The organism is Erwinia sp. HR93 (assembly GCF_034555055.1).
GTDB classification, from domain to species: domain Bacteria; phylum Pseudomonadota; class Gammaproteobacteria; order Enterobacterales; family Enterobacteriaceae; genus Apirhabdus; species Apirhabdus apintestini.
The window spans coordinates 110,774-126,615 of the sequence record NZ_JAXUDP010000002.1 but is presented as its reverse complement, the minus strand read 5'-3'; the positions used below and the strand labels follow the sequence as shown (position 1 = coordinate 126,615).

16 protein-coding genes and 1 pseudogene are annotated in these 15,842 nt (G+C 55.1%); 12 read left to right on the top strand and 5 right to left on the bottom strand.

The window, feature by feature from the left end; translation table 11 throughout:
• The 11 genes and pseudogenes from SFA31_RS19005 to SFA31_RS18955 form a co-directional block, all read left to right on the top strand.
• Positions 1-1,018 (top strand): annotated as a pseudogene (locus SFA31_RS19005) (hypothetical protein); the annotation flags it as partial.
• A 3-nt stretch (positions 1,019-1,021) separates the two neighbouring features.
• Positions 1,022-2,455: a DNA circularization protein gene (locus tag SFA31_RS19000; protein WP_322837663.1), complete on the top strand. Its 1,434-nt coding sequence runs from the start codon at positions 1,022-1,024 to the stop codon at positions 2,453-2,455.
• On the top strand, positions 2,448-3,578 hold the full coding sequence (locus tag SFA31_RS18995; protein WP_322837664.1) for a phage baseplate assembly protein: 1,131 nt from the start codon (positions 2,448-2,450) through the stop codon (positions 3,576-3,578). Before SFA31_RS19000 ends, SFA31_RS18995 begins: the two co-directional genes overlap by 8 nt.
• Positions 3,575-4,159, top strand: a complete 585-nt coding sequence (locus tag SFA31_RS18990) for a phage baseplate assembly protein V (RefSeq protein ID WP_322837665.1) — start codon at positions 3,575-3,577, stop codon at positions 4,157-4,159. The genes SFA31_RS18995 and SFA31_RS18990 overlap by 4 nt, the downstream gene beginning before the upstream one ends.
• The gene (locus SFA31_RS18985; RefSeq protein WP_322837666.1) at positions 4,156-4,605 is read left to right on the top strand and encodes a phage GP46 family protein; all 450 of its coding nucleotides are present in this window, start codon (positions 4,156-4,158) and stop codon (positions 4,603-4,605) included. The genes SFA31_RS18990 and SFA31_RS18985 overlap by 4 nt, the downstream gene beginning before the upstream one ends.
• The gene (locus tag SFA31_RS18980) at positions 4,606-5,691 is read left to right on the top strand and encodes a baseplate J/gp47 family protein (protein ID WP_322837667.1); all 1,086 of its coding nucleotides are present in this window, start codon (positions 4,606-4,608) and stop codon (positions 5,689-5,691) included.
• The gene (locus SFA31_RS18975) at positions 5,682-6,266 is read left to right on the top strand and encodes a YmfQ family protein (RefSeq protein WP_322837668.1); all 585 of its coding nucleotides are present in this window, start codon (positions 5,682-5,684) and stop codon (positions 6,264-6,266) included. Before SFA31_RS18980 ends, SFA31_RS18975 begins: the two co-directional genes overlap by 10 nt.
• 794 nt (positions 6,267-7,060) lie before the next feature.
• A complete protein-coding gene (locus SFA31_RS19130; RefSeq protein ID WP_416208367.1) occupies positions 7,061-7,657 on the top strand; it encodes a gp53-like domain-containing protein in 597 nt (198 codons plus the stop codon).
• A gap of 2 nt (positions 7,658-7,659) precedes the next feature.
• Positions 7,660-8,094: a tail fiber assembly protein gene (locus tag SFA31_RS18965; RefSeq protein WP_322839522.1), complete on the top strand. Its 435-nt coding sequence runs from the start codon at positions 7,660-7,662 to the stop codon at positions 8,092-8,094.
• A gap of 125 nt (positions 8,095-8,219) precedes the next feature.
• Complete coding sequence (locus SFA31_RS18960; RefSeq protein ID WP_322839521.1) at positions 8,220-8,396, top strand: Com family DNA-binding transcriptional regulator; 177 nt, start codon at positions 8,220-8,222, stop codon at positions 8,394-8,396.
• Positions 8,356-9,072, top strand: a complete 717-nt coding sequence (locus tag SFA31_RS18955; RefSeq protein ID WP_322839520.1) for a protein mom — start codon at positions 8,356-8,358, stop codon at positions 9,070-9,072. The genes SFA31_RS18960 and SFA31_RS18955 overlap by 41 nt, the downstream gene beginning before the upstream one ends.
• A gap of 248 nt (positions 9,073-9,320) precedes the next feature.
• On the opposite strand, the gene dxs is transcribed toward SFA31_RS18955, so the two are convergent.
• Genes dxs through xseB form a run of 3 tightly spaced genes read right to left on the bottom strand, consistent with a single transcriptional unit; the run spans position 9,321 to position 12,350 of the window.
• Entirely contained in the window at positions 9,321-11,186 is a 1,866-nt protein-coding gene (gene dxs, locus SFA31_RS18950) for a 1-deoxy-D-xylulose-5-phosphate synthase (RefSeq protein ID WP_322839519.1), read from the bottom strand.
• A gap of 22 nt (positions 11,187-11,208) precedes the next feature.
• A complete protein-coding gene (gene ispA / locus SFA31_RS18945; protein WP_416208366.1) occupies positions 11,209-12,090 on the bottom strand; it encodes a (2E,6E)-farnesyl diphosphate synthase in 882 nt (293 codons plus the stop codon).
• A gap of 14 nt (positions 12,091-12,104) precedes the next feature.
• Positions 12,105-12,350 (bottom strand): exodeoxyribonuclease VII small subunit, encoded by a 246-nt coding sequence (gene xseB, locus SFA31_RS18940; RefSeq protein WP_322839517.1) that lies wholly within the window; start codon positions 12,348-12,350, stop codon positions 12,105-12,107.
• A gap of 355 nt (positions 12,351-12,705) precedes the next feature.
• On the opposite strand from xseB, the gene thiI reads away from it, so the two are divergent.
• Entirely contained in the window at positions 12,706-14,154 is a 1,449-nt protein-coding gene (gene thiI, locus SFA31_RS18935) for a tRNA uracil 4-sulfurtransferase ThiI (protein ID WP_322839516.1), read from the top strand.
• A gap of 116 nt (positions 14,155-14,270) precedes the next feature.
• Here the strand turns inward: thiI and yajL are convergent, their stop codons facing one another.
• Positions 14,271-14,867, bottom strand: a complete 597-nt coding sequence (yajL, locus tag SFA31_RS18930) for a protein deglycase YajL (RefSeq protein WP_322839515.1) — start codon at positions 14,865-14,867, stop codon at positions 14,271-14,273.
• Complete coding sequence (panE, locus tag SFA31_RS18925; RefSeq protein ID WP_322839514.1) at positions 14,827-15,741, bottom strand: 2-dehydropantoate 2-reductase; 915 nt, start codon at positions 15,739-15,741, stop codon at positions 14,827-14,829. The genes yajL and panE overlap by 41 nt, the downstream gene beginning before the upstream one ends.
• Positions 15,742-15,842 lie beyond the last annotated feature (101 nt).

Below are 15,842 nucleotides of genomic sequence, written 5' to 3'. Positions count from 1 at the left end.
AACGTTTGACGCGATTCAGAGCGGCGCCCGTAAAGCCTGGAGCGCCCTGGGTGCGGGACGAAAAGCGCTGGCGTGGGTGGACGATAACATCGTCAGTCTCAAAAAACTGGCGGCAGTTATCGGCGGTATCTGGCTTGCGAACAAAGCGGCACGCATGGGTGCCGCCATTGTGCGCCCGACGTGGAGCGTCGCTACATCCCCGTATCGTGGCTACAAATGGCTACGTAACCGCCGTAATGGCGGCAGTGCTCCGGGCCTGCCGGGTGTGATTCCCAATCCTCAGTTAGTACAGCAGGTTTTTGTCACTAACTGGCCTGTTGGTGGTATGGGTGGCGGTGATGTTTACACAGGCGAAGGGAAACGTAAGCGCGGCCCGGGACGAAACAGACCCCGTCGCGTTCCGGTATCGCCGTCACTCCCTGCCGCTGTACCGAAGAAAGCGGGGATCTTTTCCCGGATGTTAAGTGGTGCGGGGAATGTGCTGTCCGGTGCGGGTAAGTCTGTGGGCGGTTGGCTCGGCTCTGCGGGTAAGTGGCTGGGCGGTACGGCTGTGGGCCGGATTGCATCAAAAGGTGGTAAGGCGCTGGGCTGGCTCGGCAAGGCGGGCGGCGGTCTGGCCCGCCGTCTGGGTGGCCCTGCGCTCAGTGCTGCAATGCTGGCCCCCACATTGCTCGATGAGAATACCAGTCTTCACGACAAAGGCGGTGCCGTGGGCAGTACAGCGGGCGCCTGGGTGGGCGGTGCTATCGGCTCTCTGGCCGGGCCGCTGGGAACGGTCGCCGGTGCCACGCTGGGCGGCGTCGTGGGTGACTATCTCGGTGGTTTTGTGGCTGACATGTACAGCAAATGGGACAGCAAAGACCAGACACCGCCACCACCACAGGAGCAGAAAGTCGAGGCAAATGCCCGGCTTCAGGTCGAGCTGGCTGATGGTCTGCGCCTGACCAGCACGACCGTTAACGAGTCAGGGATGGGGCTGAATGTCTACACCGGCTCCAATTTTATTCCGGGGTTTTAACGTATGTTTGAAAGTACAGTCGCCACGATTAACAGCGCCCGTGATTCCCTCGGTCTGCGGGGGGCTGTCACCGGCACCGGTAGCCTGCGCGGGGTGCCGTTCCTGGTGTACCGCGAGCAGAAGCAAAGCGGCGGGCGGCGCATCGTTAAACGAGAGTACCCGCTGCGCGATACCGGCGGCGCCAACGACCTGGGGCGCAAACTGCGTGAGCGGACGTTTACCGCCGTTGTACTCGGCAACAGCGCCAGCACGCAGCGCGACGCCCTGATTGATGCGCTGGAGGGCGCGGGCAGCGCCGAACTGGTGCACCCGGAATTTGGCACTCAGCAGGTGATGGTGGACTCGTTCGAATGCCGCAGCAGCGCCGACGAACTGAATATTTATGAGTTTACGATCACCGTATACCCTGCGGCGACAGACAACGCACCGCAGGCCACGCAGAACACGGCAAACGCCGTCGCCAACCAGAAAGATTCTCTGTTTGGTAGCCTGGGCGATACGCTGACCGGCGCCTGGCAAACCGTGCAGGAAGGTACAGCCGGTGCCACCGCCGTTTTGAACGCCATCACCGGCGTTTTTGATGATATTTATGATGCCGTGGAGAATATCGGCGTGCTCGATGACGTCAATCAGTTGCTGGGCGCCGTGGCGGCGGTAAAAGGCTCCGCCGAAGGGATGCTGAACGCCCCCGCGCTGCTGGCGGCAAACGTCCTCGGCGCGCTCGATGGTCTGTCCGGTATCTGCGACGCCTCAAATGCGTTCCGTGCCTACGAGCGCCTGGGCGTGCACCTCAACAAACGCCAGGCCTCTGTTGATGTCAGCCATATCCCTGACGCAGCCGTCAGCAATGTGGCCGTGTTGTTCCACGTTGCCAGTACCGGCGCGCTGGCCGGACAGGCGGCAGCGGCCTCTGGCGTGCTGACGCAGGCCATCGATGCCGACAGCGTGGACGTTACCCCTCATGCGCCGCAACTGACCGCTGACGCTACCACGGCCAGCTCGGTCGCCTCTGCTGCCAGTGTGTCAGACGTAATAATCCCAGCGACCAGCTCAACGGCGGTAACCTCAGAGAGTACCGGCAGCGTGATTGAAAGCGACTGGCCGCAGTTTGAAAGCCGGACTGATATTGAGCGGGTCGCCGTGGATATCGGTAACGCCCTCGATGCGGCGGCACTGACGGCGGCAGATTCCGGTTATGCGACAGACAGCGCTGCAATTACCCGCCTGCGCCTGCTGACGGTGCAGGATTTACGCCATCGCGGGCTACGCCTGTCAGGTGTGAGTTCTGTCCGGCTGGCCCGAACTGAACCCGCGCTGGTGACGCTGTACCGTCAGACCGGCAGCGCGCAGCAGTGGCAGCGGCTGGCGCGGCGTAACGGTGTGGATAATCCGCTGTTTGTGCCGGGTGGTGTGGATATCGAGGTGATTGATGAATGACGTTGCGTTGCGCGTGGACGGCAAAATTTTTACCGGGTGGACGTCGATTACGATCAACCGCTCGATTGAGTCCCTGAGCGGCTATTTCGACCTGGGCGTTAACGTTCAGGTCGAAACGGATTTGTCGTCACTGGCGCCGGGTAAGCCGTTCACGCTGACGATTGACGATCGCGTGGTTATTACAGGTTACACCGATGGCCGCCGTCGCCAGATGCAGGCAGACAGCATGAAAATCACCATCACCGGTCGCGATAAAACCGCTGACCTGGTGGACTGCGCTGCTGTCTACAAAGGCGGTCAGTGGAAGAACCGGACGTTGCAGCAGATAGCCAGCGACCTGACCGCGCCCTACGGCGTTGCTGTGCGCTGGGATCTGACGGACAGCGAATCTGCGGCCCCGTTTCCGTCATTCACCCTGGATTATTCAGAGACGGTTTACGAGGCGCTGGGGCGTGCTGCCCGTGCCCGTGGCGTACTGATGACAACCAATGCCGCAGGCGATCTGGTTTTCACCCATGCCGATGCGGCGTACAGCGATACCCTGGTGCTGGGCGAGAACCTGCTGGAGCTGGACTATAACGAGGATTTTCGTGACCGGTTCAGCGAGTACCGGGTGGTCGGTCACGGGCGTGCCAGTGGCAAAACCGGCGACACGCAGACAGCCGCCGCTATCGCCAGTCAGAAAGGTAGCACCACTGACCCGGAGGTTACCCGCTACCGCCCGACAATTATTCTGGCTGACAGCAAAACCACCGGGCAGACGGCCACCGCCCGCGCTGTTCGTGAGCAGCGTCGCCGCCTGGCAAAGTCGATTGAATTTGAGGCAAAGGTGGATGGCTGGCAGCGCCGGGACGACAGTATCTGGTTGCCTAATGTGCTGGTTGATATCGACGCATCAAAATTCGGCATCGCAACCGGCCCGCTGCTGGTCAGCAAGGCCGTGCTGTCACTCGACGATCGGGACGGTCTGACAACCACACTTACCCTCGGGCCGCGTGATGCGTACCTGGTGCCGGTTGAGCCGGACAGCAAAGGCCGTAAGAACAAAAAAGCGGAGTCCAGCGGCGGCGTTGATGCTCTGGTCGAAGAATATTACCGCAAACACCCGGAGAAACGCCCATGAATGATATGACTCTGAGTCGTATGCTGGCCCCGGTTATGCGCCGTGTACGCCTGATGCTGGGCCGCGCCGTGGTGAATATGGTCAATGATTCGCTGAAAGCGCAGAACGTGCAGGTGTCGATGCTCGATGACGAAACCCCGGACGATGTTGAGCGCCTCCAGAACTACGGGCTGATTAGCGTCCCGCTCGCCGGGGCTGAGGCGATTATTGGCTGTGTCGGGGCTGACCGCGACCATGCCGTCGCCCTGGTTGTTGAAGACCGCCGCTATCGCCCTGTGGGGCTGGAAGCAGGCGACACTGGTCTTTATCACTACGAAGGTCACAGGCTGCGCCTGACAAAGGACGGGCGGCTGATTATTACCTGTAAAACCGTCGAGGTGTACGCCGACGAGAGCGTGACGCTGGATACCCCGAAAACCGTCATTACCGGCGACGTGGAGATTCAGAAAGGACTGGCCGTCACGGGCCAGAGCCAGTTTAAGAGCAATATCACGGCGCCTGACGCGATTATTAACGGCAAATCGACCGACAAGCACACCCACAAGGGCGACAGCGGCGGCACAACGGGGCCGATGCAATGACGACAGATATTGCAATCGTCTGGGACAACGGGCTCGGGGATATCGTGCCGGATGGTATTGATATGCTCACCGACAACACGCTGACGACGGCGGTAATTATTTCGCTGTTTACTGACCGCAGGGCGCAGGATTCAGACGAGCTGCCCGGTACAGACGGCGACCGTCGCGGGTGGTGGGGTGACAGCTATCGCGACAGGCCAATCGGGTCACGGTTGTGGTTGCTCTCGCGTGAGAAGACGCTCCAGTCCGTTCTGGGCAGAGCGGCGGCGTACGCACTGGAGGCGTTGCAGTGGCTGAAAAGTGCCGGGCGTGTGACAAAAATCGCGGTATACGCGAGCCGTGTCCGACAGAACGGACAGGAAATATTGCTGCTGGAAGTAGAGTTAACGCTCCCTGATGGGGCCATCCATCCGTTTACGTTTAAAGCAACTTTTAGCGGGGTTTAAATGCCGTATAAAGCGCCGGGCCTCACTGACATGATTGCCCGCACCGAACAGAACATTCAGCAGCGCCTGCCGGGCACCTGGCCGCAGGCCAATGAAACGACCCTCGGGGCGCTGGCCTATGCTAACGCCGGGCTGGCGGCGGGCGTTCATGAGCATGTTGCATGGGTCAGCCGCCAGATTATCGCCAGTGATGCCGACGAGGCCGAACTGCTGAAACACTGCCAGCACTGGGGTGTGCGCCGTAAGCAGGCGACCGCGGCCAGTGGCACGGTCACAATGACAGTGACGGATGCCGTCACCATCCCCGCTAATACGCGCTGGCAGCGCGCTGACGGCGAGTTGTATATCAACACCGAAGCAGCAAGCGCAGGTGCTGCCGGAACGTTGGATGTCGTTCTCACGGCGATTAATGCCGGTGCCGGTGGCAACCTTGCTGCTGGCACGGCGCTGACACTGGTCACACCGCTGGAATACGTTATCGCGCAGGGTATCACCACTGCGGGGATCGTCGGTGGTGCGGATATTGAAAGCGTTGGCGAGCTGCTGGCCCGGCTGGAATTTCGTGTCCAGTATCCGCCGTTCGGTGGCAACAAATACGATTATGTGCGCTGGGCGCGCGAATGCACCGGCGTGACCCGCGCCTGGTGCCTGCCAACCTGGAAAGGCGGCGGCACGGTGGGCGTGACGTTCGTTATGGATAATAACGACAACATATTTCCCGAGGCGGCGGATATTACCCGCGTTGCGGAATATATCTATTCACACAAAGACCCGGTAACAGGGTTAATTGTCGGTGCGCCGGACGGTATTATTATTACGGTATTTGCAGCCACGCCTAAACCGGTGGATATGGAAATATTAATTTCGCCGAATACCGAAGCCATGCAAAGCGCCGTAAAAAGCGCGTTGGTATCGCTGTTTTATAATGAATCGGAGCCGGGCGGCTCTCTCGCACAGTCTCATATTATTCGGGCTATCGCTAAAGTTTCGGGCCTGACCGACTTTAAGCTGCGCGCACCCGCTGATGATGTGCTGTATTCCGAAGCAACCGAACTGCTGACCGTGGGTGATATCACATGGCTGTAGATAACGATATGCAGATTGATGAACGCGATCAGGCTGAATACCTGACGCCGTATCAGACTGCGTTTCTGCAACTGCTGCCGGTGGGTCGGGCATGGAATAAGGCGCCATCCGGCAGGCTGGCCGCGCTGGCCGGAGCGCTGTCTGACTCGCTGAAAACCGCCGATAGTGTGGCTACCCGGATGCTGGATGAACGGTTTCCGATAACGTCAACGCTGCTGCTTGCGGACTGGGAGCGGTTTCTGGGGCTACCAGATTGCACAAGCGAAACCGGCACGATAAACACCCGCCAGCTTGCGGCAGATAACAAGTTGAAAATGGTGGGTAGCCTGTGCCGACCGTTCTATGAGGAACTGGCAGCGCAGTATGGTTATGACGTTGAATTAACGGATTCTGACGAGGGGCAATATACCACCAACGTCAATATTAAAAACGGCGTCAGCTACCGCAATGCTACCGTGCTGGATAACTGTTTAACGCCGCTGCGGGTTTATGACTCCGGCGCGCTGGAATGTCTGCTGGAAAAATATAAACCGGCTCACCAGATTTTTAAGTTTATTTATCCCGACGAGGAATAATTATGTTTCACCTGGACAATAACAGCGGCGTTTCGTCAATGCCTGCGGTCGGCGCCATGCAGGATAACACCACTCGCTGGTTTACTGAGGGGGCTGGAAATCAGTCTCCGAGCTGGCCGGGGCAGGACTGGTTTAATATCGTTCAGTCAGAACTACTAAACGTTCTGACTGAAGGTGGTATCTCGCCAGCCAAAACACAGCTAAATCAACTGGCAGTAGCGATTAAGGCTATCGTTAACAAGAATGCGCTGATGCGCGATAATCTGCTGAGTGAGATTAAAGATAAAGGTGCGTCGGCGCAGAAAATCGCGCTGGATAATCTGAATGGTGTTCCGAAAACCACGACTGTTAATGGTCATTCCCTGACAGGTAATGTTAATGTTACGTCGCAGGATATTTTTAATCTTCAGGCAGTGTTAATTCCTGCCAGCGCCGATTTAAACAGTTATACAATACCAGGTATTTATTACCAGCCCGCCAACGCCAGTGCTGCGAGTGGCAAGAATTACCCTTCAGTAAGTGCAGGCTCTCTTTTAGTGTTAAAGGATGCCTCTGTAACACAGATTTATACTGAATACAGTAGCTCCAATAACAATAGTCCACGCCAATATCGCAGGGGAAACTATGGCGGAAACTGGACAGCATGGTCGCGTGTCTATGATGAGCGCAATAAGCCGACACCTGCCGAACTTGGCGTATTGCCAACTGCTGGCGGAACAATGTCTGGGCAGCTAAATGTAGCAACTGTGGGGCAGGGCTCCTGGACCAGTCAGTACAATTCCGGCGCACCGGTAATGCAAACATACGCGTTCCAGGAAACGTCCAGTCATTATTTTCCTGCCGTTAAACAGAAAATAATGATAAGCAGCGGCCCCAAACCATATTCATATGCTGTATCAACCGGAGTTACGACATCCACCACAGAGCAAATATCATGGAATGTGCAGATTCTTGGGTCTGGTGGTCAGAGTTATATCATGTCATTCAGAGCCGAGAACGGCGGTCGACTGACGGTGCCGGAGCAAGTGATACCCGGAAACTACGGGAATTTCGATAGCCGCTATCAGGCAAAAGGGAGCTATGGCAAACCTAATAGTGCCTCAAAATCTACTAACGGATGGTGGAAATGTGGTGATACCGGAATTATCAAACAATGGGGAATAGTTAGTGTGGGTGATAACAGTGTTGTTACTGCAAACTTCCCTATTCCATTTCCGAATGGGTGCAAATCGCTCGTAGTGTCAGCACGCTCTCAGGCAGCGAATTCGGCGAATGATGTTTTATCAGCATACGGGATAGCTATCAGTAATTCTCAGATGAGGGTGGCGCTATGTGCCGACTGGGATAATCATGGGGCATCAGGTGCGTATTTTGAGGCTATAGGGTATTAAATATGAAGATGGAAAAGTATTACTACAGCGCATCAAAAAATCTGCTATTTCCTGAGTCGCTAATCAGTGATTACAAAGACGCAGGGATATGGCCGAATGACGCCATGCCTGTTAGTTATGAAATCTACCAGGAATTTTGCGCCAATCCGGCTCCGGCAGGGAAAATCATGGTAACGGGTTATGATGGGTTACCGGCGTGGGGTGACCAGCCAGCGCCTACTCATGATGAGCTAATTGCCGCTGCCGAGGCGAAAAAGTCATCGCTGCTGGCTGTTGCAGCAACAAAAATTGCACCTTTACAGGACGCGGTTGATCTCGGCATTGCCACCGATGAAGAAACTGCGTTGCTGGCAGCATGGAAAAAATACCGGGTATTGCTGAACCGCGTAGATACAAGCGCTGCTCCCGATATAGAATGGCCCGAAGCGCCCGAATGAAGCAATTGCGCCGATCAATATCTCGTTAATCGATCGGTGATATCGATCAATTATGGTATAGTAAACCCCACCAACTAACAGGCGTAAATAAAATGCCCCCCATTAAGTCATAACGGGGGGCAAAAATGCAAGAAATCCGCTGTAAGAACTGCAATAAACTACTGTTCAAAGGTGTTTTTAATCGCGTTGAAGTCAAATGCCCGCGCTGTAAACGCCTCGTATCAATCTCGAATGCCGCAGAGCATCCCACGGAGCTAAATAGTGGGAAAAGAGAACAAATCACGCGTACTAACGAAGCCTGAGCCGGTCATTTATGACGGTCAGGTTGTTGGCTACGGCTCGCACGAGTTAAGGGTCGAAACCATCCCCTGCTGGCTGGCAAGAGCTATTGTTGTTGCAAAACATTATTCCGGTCGTTTCGTTAATAATTCATACCTGCATCTGGGGGTGTTCTCTGGTCGCGATCTTGTTGGTGTGTTGCAATTCGGCTATGCAATGAACCCAAACAGCGGGCGTCGGGTAGTGCTGGGAACGGGTAACAGGGAATATATGGAGCTCAATCGGATGTGGCTGCATGACTGTATGCCTCGTAACTCAGAATCACGCGCAATCAGCTATTCGCTAAAGGCAATAAAGCAGCTCCATCCATCTGTCCAGTGGGTGCAATCTTTCGCGGATGAGCGCTGCGGACGTGCCGGTGTGGTCTACCAGGCGTCTAACTTTGAATTCATAGGAAGTCACTATACGAAGTTTTATGAACTGGACGGCGAGTGGTATCACGAGATAGCAATGAATGCTGTGAATCGTTCTGGTGAGCGAGGACGGCATCTGAGGGCTAACCGAGAGCGTGCAACAGTGCACAAATTTAAGCAGTTTAGATACGTCCGATTCATCAACAAGCGGGCAAGAAAGAGACTAAACACGAAGCTGTTTCATGTTCAGCCATATCCGAAACCCGAACCGGCGACGGTGGCGTAGTTCAGTTAAAATGCGACAATTCAGGTTGTCGCATCTTTTTTGAATCGCGTTCGCGCTTTTTGTGAACCGCTACACCGGCTGAAGTAAGTGGTGCTCATAAAACGCACCGTAGAGAATTGGCGCTTCGCTAAATTAGAAAACGCAATCAAGGCAAAGCGGCCTGCCGTTTTGTTATCAACACGAAATCAGGCGCAATAGTTAAGAAAACAGGCGGGGCGAGCGCGCAGGCTCGCCCCATATCATCGGAATCAGGCGCCCAGCCAGGCGCGAACGCGCGCCAGCATGCCAGCGGCATCTAAGCCACAGGCTTCTCGCGCCTCTTCCTGGGTGCCCTGCGGAATAAAATAGTCAGGCAGCCCAATATTAAGTACCGGTACCGGTTTACGATGCGCCATCAGAACTTCATTCACGCCGCTGCCCGCACCGCCCATCATGGCATTTTCTTCCACGGTGATTAGCGCTTCGTGGCGCTGCGCCATATCCAGAATCAGCGCTTCATCCAACGGTTTTACAAAGCGCATATCAACCAGCGTGGCGTTCAGATTTTCAGCGACCTGCTCCGCTTCTGCCAGCAACGTGCCGAAGTTAAGCAGCGCCAGTTTTTCGCCTTCGCGGAGGATAACGCCTTTACCGATAGGCAGCTTTTCCAGCGGCGTTTGGGCTACACCGCGGACGCTGCCTCGCGGATAGCGCACCGCGCTGGGGCCGCTTTCGTGGTGATAACCGGTCCATAGCATATGACGGCATTCGTTTTCATCGCTCGGCGTCATAATCACGATATTTGGAATACAGCGCAGGAAGCTAAGATCGAAGGCACCCTGGTGCGTTTGACCATCGGCGCCGACGATTCCGGCTCTGTCGATGGCGAACAGTACCGGCAGCGACTGGATAGCGACATCGTGAATGAATTGATCGTAGCCGCGCTGTAAGAACGTTGAGTAGATAGCGACCACAGGCTTATAGCCGCCAATGGCCAGCCCGGCGGCAAATGTGATCGCATGCTGTTCTGCGATGGCAACGTCAAAATAGCGGTCCGGAAATTGGCGTGAAAACTCAACCATCCCGGAACCTTCACGCATCGCCGGGGTAATAGCCATCAGGCGTGGGTCCTGAGCCGCGACTTCACACAGCCAGTCACCAAAAATTTTTGAGTAACCCGGCAACCCGCCGCTGATTTTCGGCAATCGCCCTTCGCTGGGGTCGAATTTAGGCACCGCGTGCCAGGCGATAGGATCTTTTTCCGCCGGCTCGTAACCGCGCCCTTTTTTCGTCATCACGTGTAGGAATTGTGGGCCTTTCAGGTCGCGCATATTTTTAAGGGTCGTGACCAGCCCCAGAACATCGTGTCCGTCAACGGGGCCGATGTAATTAAAGCCCAGTTCTTCAAACAGAGTGCCGGGAACCACCATGCCTTTAATGTGCTCTTCTGTACGTTTAAGCAGCTCTTTGATGGGGGGCACGCCGGAGAAGACTTTTTTCCCGCCTTCCCGCAGGGTGGAATAAAACTTGCCGGAAAGGATTTGCGCGAGGTGGTTATTTAGTGCGCCAACGTTTTCCGAAATAGACATTTCGTTATCGTTAAGGACAACGAGCATGTTAGGGCGAATATCGCCAGCGTGGTTCATGGCTTCAAAGGCCATGCCGGCGGTGATCGCGCCATCGCCGATAACGCAAACCGTGCGCCTATCTTTACCTTCTTTTTCCGCCGCTACGGCGATACCAATACCTGCGCTGATTGAGGTTGACGAGTGCCCGACGCTAAGGACGTCATATTCGCTTTCGTCGCGCCACGGAAAGGGGTGCAGCCCGTCTTTTTGGCGGATGGTGCCAATGCGGTCGCGGCGTCCGGTCAGAATTTTATGCGGGTAAGCCTGATGTCCGACGTCCCAGATAAGTTTGTCGAACGGCGTATTGTAGATATAGTGCAGCGCAACGGTCAGTTCTATCGCGCCAAGCCCTGAAGCGAAATGCCCGCTGGAACGGCTAACGCTATCCAGAAGATAGCGGCGCAGTTCATCACACAGCTTTGGCAGACTTTCTTTTGGCAGCAGGCGTAGTTCCTGGGTAGTGTCTACCAGCGCCAGTGTCGGATATTTGGCTGTATCAAAACTCATCGGAGACTCATCGTGGTGTAATTTATTTATCACGCTGTATAACGTAGCGTGCCAGCGCTGCAAGCGTTGAAGTATCGAGCGATGCGGATGTTAACTCATCAAGCGCGTCCAGCGCGGCATCGCATAACTCCAGAGCCTTCTGACGCGCCGGCTCCAGTCCCAGTAGCGCAGGGTAGGTACTCTTCCCCAGTTCTAAATCACGCCCCTGACTTTTGCCGATCGTGGCGGTGTCGCCGACGACATCCAAAATATCGTCCTGGACCTGAAACGCAAGGCCGATATGGCTGGCGAACTTGTCCAGCGGTGCCAGCGCGTTGCGACCTTCTTCGCCCGCGCAGAGTGCGCCAAGCCGAACCGCCGCACGAATTAACGCGCCTGTTTTATGCGCGTGAATTTGTTCCAGCGTCGGTAAATCGACGCGATGCCCCTCCGCCGCCAAATCCATAGCCTGGCCGCCGCACATACCGGCAACGCCGCTGGCCCGGGCCAGTTCAGTAATTAAGGCTACTCGCTGCGCGGCGTCCACATTAGGCATTGGCGCATCACTCAGTATAGAAAACGCCAGCGTTTGCAAAGCATCGCCGGCAAGTATAGCGCTAGCTTCGCCGAATTTAATGTGGCAGGTCGGTTGCCCGCGACGCAGGGCGTCATTATCCATGGCAGGGAGATCGTCATGGATTAACGAATAGGCGTGGATACATTCAATTGCCGCCGCGGGCGCATCGAGCGCCTGGGATGAAACGCCAAACATTTCACCGGTTGCATAAACCAAAAACGGGCGCAGTCGCTTACCCCCTAATAATGCGCCGTGACGCATGGCATCGACGAGGGGAGTGTTCTGAAAAGGCAGCGTTGACAGGAACGCTGACAGCGCGCGATCTACTCTGTCGGCGTGCGCCTGCATATTGGCAAGCAGCGTCATTGCTGCGCATCCGGAGTAAAAGGCGTTAATGGCGCCTCTTCGCTATCGTTCAATAAGATTTGTACCCGCTGTTCGGCTTGCTGCAGCCGCGTTTGCCCCTGACGTGCGAGCTGGACGCCGCGTTCAAACTCATTCAGCGCTTCTTCAAGAGGCAGGTCGCCGTTTTCCAGGCGGGAGACAATCTGTTCCAGCTCGGTCAGTGCGCTTTCAAAACTGACCTGGCTTTCATTCTTCTTTGGCATAGTGCTTATCTGGCCTTGTTCAGTGATTCTGGCGAGTCCGTCATGGTAACGGAGACAAAAGGATAATCAAATATGTCTGTTAAGCATTAGGACTCTCTGATTTGGGCGCTTTACTACCGGAAAGCGCTTTTGGGGAACGCTGATTCATGAGTCTTATCGTTAATGCCCCCTGATTTGTAAGAGAAAAGGCGCATTGACACAGTGGCCGTCGGGGTTGAGTGAGTTATGTGAGCAGTCTCACATTGATAGTGGTATACTTCCGCGCCTGGATGCAGGCGCCTGCGGCGACCTGCGATATACCTTTTTTCAGCCAGCGCTCCGCGCAGTCATGGCTGCCCAACGAATCTTAGTCGCCATGAAGTTTATCATTAAATTGTTCCCGGAAATCACCATTAAAAGTCAATCGGTGCGTCTGCGCTTTATCAAAATATTGACCGGGAATATCCGCAACGTACTGAAACATTACGATGAGAATTTGGCGGTGATCCGCCATTGGGATCATATCGTGGTCCGTGCCAAAGATGAAAGCCAGCGTCTGGCTATCCGCGATGCGCTGACTCGCATACCCGGTATTCACCATATACTTGAGGTTGAGGAAGTTCCGTTTACCTCAATGCACGATATTTTTGAACGCACGCTGGAAGCGTGGCAGTCGGCGCTGGCAGGCAAGACGTTCTGTGTGCGCGTTAAGCGCCGCGGCAAGCATGAGTTTAGTTCAATTGAGGTAGAGCGCTATGTGGGCGGCGGTCTGAATCAACATATCGAATCCGCTCGCGTGAAGTTGACCCATCCCGATATCACCGTCAATCTGGAAATTGAAGATGACCGTTTGTTGCTGGTCAAAGGCCGCTATGAAGGTATCGGCGGCTTCCCGATTGGTACTCAGGAAGATGTGCTGTCATTGATTTCCGGCGGGTTCGACTCTGGGGTTTCCAGTTATATGCTGATGCGCCGCGGGTGCCGCGTCCATTATTGCTTCTTTAATCTTGGCGGTGCTGCCCATGAAATTGGGGTACGCCAGGTTGCGCACTATCTATGGAACCGTTTCAGCAGTTCGCACCGGGTACGTTTTGTCGCCATTAATTTCGAACCGGTGGTCGGGGAGATTCTGGAAAAGGTAGACGACGGACAGATGGGCGTGGTGCTTAAGCGCATGATGGTACGCGCGGCTTCGAAAGTGGCAGAACGCTATGGCGTTCAGGCGCTGGTGACCGGTGAAGCCCTGGGCCAGGTTTCCAGCCAGACGCTGACCAATCTGCGACTAATCGATAATGTGTCCGACACATTGATTTTGCGCCCGCTGATTTCCCACGACAAAGAGCACATTATTAATCTGGCGCGTGAAATCGGCACCGAGGATTTCGCCCGGACGATGCCGGAATATTGTGGGGTGATTTCTAAAAGCCCGACGGTGAAAGCGGTGAAAGCGCGGATTGAGGCGGAGGAAGCGAAATTCGACTTCGCGATTCTCGATAAGGTTGTGGAAGACGCCAGTAATGTCGATATTCGTGAAATCGCCCATCAGGCCGAGGAAGAGGTGGTAGAGGTTGAAACGGTGAGCGATTTTGGCCCTTATGATGTGATTTTGGATATTCGCTCAGTAGATGAACAGGACGCTAAACCGCTACAGGTTAAAGGCATCGATGTTGTGCCGCTGCCTTTCTATAAGTTAAGCACGCAGTTTGGCTCTCTCGATCGGAATAAAACCTGGCTACTGTGGTGCGAGCGCGGTGTGATGAGCCGCCTGCAGGCGCTTTATTTGCGCGAGCAGGGGTTTAGTAACGTCAAAGTTTACCGCCCTTGATAATCACGGCTGTCTCCCTGCCCGCTTGTGCGGGGAGACGGCGATAATCCCGCCCGCAAACTTTTAACCGCTTCTAATCAGTTTCAACCCCAGCCCTGACGCCAAAATAGCTCGCACTAGACAAGGTCCTTGTATTGATAAATACCTGCGGGTAATACCAGTTGGGATGCGACATCGGCAGCGCATGCCTTACCAGCAAGAAGGTCAATCAATTTAAGCGCAAAGTCCATGGTGGTGCCCGGCCCCTGGCTGGTCAATAGATTAACGCGAGGATCCCAGACTACGCGCTTATCCTGCCACTGGGATATTGGGATCTCCGCTTTTAGCGCCGGGAAACCGGTCATATTGCCAATGGGGAAAAGCGTATGCGGAACCAGCACTTTCGCCGGGGCGGCGCAGATAGCCGCGACAATACGCCCGGATAAATGAAATTGGCGCACGGTTTCAATCAGTAGCGGGCTATCGTGGAAGCTCTGGGCGCCAGCCATTCCGCCAGGAAGGACAATTGCGTCAAAATCGCCGTCTGCCACCGCAACCAGCGGCGCATCGGCCTGAATTTTTGCACCGCGGGAGCAGATAAGCGTGAGTTCGCCGCCGCTGGCGACGCTTGCAGTGGTGACTTTGATTCCGGCGCGGACCAAAAGGTCGAGGGTGGCGATCGCCTCTATTTCTTCAGTGCCATGGGCGAGGCATATCAGGACCGATGCGCTCATAATGATTCTCCATTTGCTTTACTGCATCGTAAAGTCGTCTGTTTTCAGGGACATCTACGCCGTGCGCGCAGGCGCGCTGTAGTAAATAACCGGTGATATAATCAATTTCTGTGTGCCGCCGCAGGCGGATATCTTGCAGCATTGAGGAGACATGCTCTGGGGTATTATCGATGACCTGCCAGATATAAGTGAGCAGACTTTCCGGCGTTGTATGATATCCCTCCCGCAGCATAACTATTGCAACTTCCTGCGTAATTTTATTAACCTTTTCAATATGATTATGCAGACTTCCGTTTGGGCAATCATACACGACGGTTAAGGGATTGATGACGCAGTTAACCGCAAGCTTAAGCCAGGCCGCCGCGTGAATATCATTATGCCAGGCGACATCAGGCAGCGCGCGATGCAGCGTATCGGCTAGTTGGCTAAATCCGCGACCTGCTTCATTGCATGGCCCCAGATGCGTCACGCCGCGCGCGATATGGATGAGTTCGTCTCCGTTCCGGCGCGCAGCCTGCGTGGTGACGCCGTACAATAGAGGGTGGGGCAAAGCGGTCAGTTCTTGTAGGGTGCCCATACCATTATGCAGAAGGAGTATCGGCGCGCTTTCTGGCAATATATACGTGAGGGCGCGCAGGGCACCGGAGACTTGCCAGGCTTTTAGTGTTACTAATAAGAGGTCGCTTTGAGCGAGGAAATCAGGATCGTTTGCTGTCAGTGTGATATGGCTGCGGCGGCCATCAATGCCGGTGATTTTGGCGTCGCAGTGTGTCTGCGGTACTCGCAGCCAGCCTTGTAATGCATGTCCTTGATTTTTTAGCGCAGTCAACCATAGTTGCCCGAGTGCGCCACATCCCAGCACGGTGATATTCATCTCGCTTCCCCCTTCAATAACAGCGCCAGGTTTCCATGATGAGCGTGGGTTCCTGGCGATTGTGTTATCTGACTGGTTGTTTTGTGCTGCCCAACGGTTAT

Coding starts and splice junctions, on each gene's coding strand:
- SFA31_RS19000 (WP_322837663.1), top strand. CDS start 1,022: ATGTTTGAAAGTACAGTCGCCACGATTAACAGCGCCCGTGATTCCCTC.
- SFA31_RS18995 (WP_322837664.1), top strand. CDS start 2,448: ATGAATGACGTTGCGTTGCGCGTGGACGGCAAAATTTTTACCGGGTGG.
- SFA31_RS18990 (WP_322837665.1), top strand. CDS start 3,575: ATGAATGATATGACTCTGAGTCGTATGCTGGCCCCGGTTATGCGCCGT.
- SFA31_RS18985 (WP_322837666.1), top strand. CDS start 4,156: ATGACGACAGATATTGCAATCGTCTGGGACAACGGGCTCGGGGATATC.
- SFA31_RS18980 (WP_322837667.1), top strand. CDS start 4,606: ATGCCGTATAAAGCGCCGGGCCTCACTGACATGATTGCCCGCACCGAA.
- SFA31_RS18975 (WP_322837668.1), top strand. CDS start 5,682: ATGGCTGTAGATAACGATATGCAGATTGATGAACGCGATCAGGCTGAA.
- SFA31_RS19130 (WP_416208367.1), top strand. CDS start 7,061: ATGCAAACATACGCGTTCCAGGAAACGTCCAGTCATTATTTTCCTGCC.
- SFA31_RS18965 (WP_322839522.1), top strand. CDS start 7,660: ATGAAGATGGAAAAGTATTACTACAGCGCATCAAAAAATCTGCTATTT.
- SFA31_RS18960 (WP_322839521.1), top strand. CDS start 8,220: ATGCAAGAAATCCGCTGTAAGAACTGCAATAAACTACTGTTCAAAGGT.
- dxs (WP_322839519.1), bottom strand. CDS start 11,186: ATGAGTTTTGATACAGCCAAATATCCGACACTGGCGCTGGTAGACACT.
- ispA (WP_416208366.1), bottom strand. CDS start 12,090: ATGCAGGCGCACGCCGACAGAGTAGATCGCGCGCTGTCAGCGTTCCTG.
- xseB (WP_322839517.1), bottom strand. CDS start 12,350: ATGCCAAAGAAGAATGAAAGCCAGGTCAGTTTTGAAAGCGCACTGACC.
- thiI (WP_322839516.1), top strand. CDS start 12,706: ATGAAGTTTATCATTAAATTGTTCCCGGAAATCACCATTAAAAGTCAA.
- yajL (WP_322839515.1), bottom strand. CDS start 14,867: ATGAGCGCATCGGTCCTGATATGCCTCGCCCATGGCACTGAAGAAATA.
- panE (WP_322839514.1), bottom strand. CDS start 15,741: ATGAATATCACCGTGCTGGGATGTGGCGCACTCGGGCAACTATGGTTG.